Consider the following 1935-nt stretch of genomic DNA (forward strand, 5'->3'; position numbering starts at 1 on the left):
TGGCGCACCCGACAGGATCGGGCTTGGCATCACCGTCTAGCAGAGCTTGTGCCAACGCCATGCGCGCTTCGCGCGAGCGTCTCGGTAAGCTGGCAAGGACGGTTTCGATCCAACGTTGGTCATCGTCATCCTGATCGTCGGATGTATCGCCGACAGCGTTTTCGGGGACGATGGTGGTCACGATGGGATCGACGTTTTCGGGGACGGTTTTGGTCATCATTCGAGCGTGGCACGGATCGTCGATTGGTCAACGATGTCGCGACGCCGGTGATGATCCGGACGACCGTGCACGGGAATAATGCAGGCGCGATCAGGATGCTCTAGAATGGGATTCTCAGTCCATGCTGCCGCGTGCATGGCCCGCTTCCCATCGAGGTCGTCGGATTGACATCGTGAGTTCCCAGCGGGGCGTTCAGCCCAACGCTGTGATGATTCCAAGATCGCTCGCCTTGCGGAGGCCGATCAGATCGATGACGGCACCGGCCTGTGCTGCGGAGAGATCAAAGCATTCGTCTTCCGGATCGGGCGCGGTGAGCAGCGTGACGCTGCCACTGGTGAGCAAGTCGCAGGATACCCCGTTCTCGATCAGGCCCGCGACATCTTCGATGACGAGCTTACGGGGGATACGGCATGCACCATCCATGAGGATTCCGTTGGCCGCAGCCGATGCAGCGACTGCTACTGCCTGACGCAGCGACAAGCTGCGTGTGCTTTTGGGGAACTTGACGGTCGGCTTGGCGATGAACTGGCCGATGGGCTTTATCACTACCGATCCCATCTCGGCGATGCCGAGCACGAAGCGATTGAGGATGGCGCGTTCTGGATTGTCTCGCGGATTCCCTCCCAGCGTTGCCGAGTGACGTTCTTTGGATATCGGTGCTGGGCCTGCGGTCGATCCACCACCTGCTGCTCGATTGGTGAGCGGCCCTCCTTCGTGCAACCGTCCGAAGTGAGTGATGAGATCGGTCTCCCGCGCATAGGCTGCGGCAGGATCATCGGTCACGAAGTCGATCTCGTAAGTCGGCGCATTACCTGATCGCCAGATCGACCGGATGACGTTCAGCTTGTGTGCGTTCGAGAGTCGGTTGTTGGGATGGCGCGCTTCGTTCTCGTGCTGAAAGACGCGCTGCCCGATCCCCTTGCCAACGTAGAAGGGCCGTCCATCTGGCCGTCGCAGAACATACACGTAGTGCTGGCTGCCTTGCCCGAGGAAGGCTTTGCAGCCCGCGCTGTCACCATGGAACAGCAGACCTAGCTGTAGGGCGCTCTGGGGCATCTTCAGGCTGCGAGTGCTCGATAGACCGAGGCGCGACCGATCTTCATCTCACGAGCGATCTGCGTGGCTCCTAGGCCCCTCTCCTTGAGCACCTTGACCTGATCGGGATCGATGCTTGTAGGGCGGCCTTTGTATCTTCCTTCCGTCTTCGCCTTGGCGATCCCTTCCATCTGACGTTCGCGGCGGATGTCGTTCTCGAACTGGGCAACTGCTCCGAGGATCGACAACATCAACTTGCCGGTGCTGGTGTCGGTATCGACGCCGCTCTGGTTGATACAGCGGAACTCGACGCCCTTGCCAGTCAGCTTCTCGATGATCCGGTGAAGATCACCCACCGACCTTGCCAGACGGTCGAGCCGAGTGACGACGAGCGTGTCGCCCTGCCGCACGAAGTCGATTGCGTTGGAGAGTTCGATCCGGTCCTTCGCCGACCGGCCTGACATCTTCTCGGCGAAGACCTTCTCGCATCCTGCTTGGGCAAGGCTCTCGTTCTGGATGTCGAGCGATTGTCCGCTCGAACTTACCCGCGCGTATCCGACCAGCATCCGCATCTCCTGTCTCGTATGGCTCTAGGCAACACGATTGCAGATGTTTCGAATCTGTCAGCAACTCATTTGAGACGAAGATTCTGCCTCAGGCCGGTGTCCCGCTCGGGCTTA

3 protein-coding genes are annotated in these 1935 nt (G+C 59.8%); all 3 read right to left on the bottom strand.

Features of this window, described 5'->3' with window-relative positions:
* On the bottom strand, nt 1-220 hold a 220-nt coding region (locus AAG591_RS15135; protein WP_342532304.1), incomplete at its 3' end, for a hypothetical protein.
* Nucleotides 221-412: 192 nt separating this feature from the next.
* A complete protein-coding gene (locus AAG591_RS15140; protein WP_342532305.1) occupies nt 413-1276 on the bottom strand; it encodes a GIY-YIG nuclease family protein in 864 nt (287 codons plus the stop codon).
* Nucleotides 1277-1278: 2 nt separating this feature from the next.
* Entirely contained in the window at nt 1279-1821 is a 543-nt protein-coding gene (locus AAG591_RS15145; RefSeq protein ID WP_342532306.1) for a recombinase family protein, read from the bottom strand.
* Between the last annotated feature and the right edge of the window lie 114 nt (nt 1822-1935).

Origin of the sequence: Citromicrobium bathyomarinum, assembly GCF_038594485.1 — a bacterium.
In the GTDB taxonomy this organism is placed as follows: domain Bacteria; phylum Pseudomonadota; class Alphaproteobacteria; order Sphingomonadales; family Sphingomonadaceae; genus Alteriqipengyuania; species Alteriqipengyuania bathyomarina_A.